The organism is Paraclostridium benzoelyticum (genome assembly GCF_001006285.1).
Lineage (GTDB): Bacteria > Bacillota > Clostridia > Peptostreptococcales > Peptostreptococcaceae > Paraclostridium > Paraclostridium benzoelyticum.
In genome coordinates, this window is sequence record NZ_LBBT01000294.1 from 1 (window position 1) to 660 (window position 660).

Consider the following 660-nt stretch of genomic DNA (forward strand, 5'->3'; position numbering starts at 1 on the left):
TATTTAGTAAAATTAATACTTTTCTATTTGCTATGTTTATCCTATATTATTTAAATATTTATCTTTATATCTTTTAAACTTATCTTTAGGGATATATCCATAATACTCTTCTTCGTCTCTATAATCTGTACACTCTTCTTTATTTAATTTTTTGATTATTTTAGCTGGGTTACCACCTAATACACAATATCCATCACTAAAGCTTTTTGTAACAACAGAATTCGCAGCTACTATAGTATGATTTCCTAATTTAACTCCTGGAAGTATAACTGAGTTCATTCCTATCCAACAATAGTCTCCTATTAAAACTTCCTTTTTAATATGCTTTCTATAGTCATATAAATCATGATTTGCACTTATAATCCCTACATTTGGAGCTAGTAACGTATAATCTCCTACTTTAACCTTCCCAATCCCTTGTATATAACATCCTGGTGTTGCTCCTACTGAACTATTGATACCAATCTCTACGTTTCCATTTACTATAGAATTTTTATGTACTGGCCAATAAATCTTTTTGTTTCTATTAAATGTCTTATATTTTAAATACTGTTTTAAGTTAATTGGTATCTTTGTTTTTACTATATTAAAATAGTCTTTAAATATAGGGATTTTTCCCATTAATTTTTTTATAACCTTTTTCAATTTTAAGTCTCCTTC

The 660-nt window shown here is 26.8% G+C and carries 1 protein-coding gene; it reads right to left on the reverse strand.

The annotated features are described in order from the left end of the window. Positions 1 to 36 precede the first annotated feature (36 nt). On the reverse strand, positions 37 to 660 hold a 624-nt coding region (locus VN21_RS17975; RefSeq protein WP_052952092.1), incomplete at its 5' end, for an acyltransferase.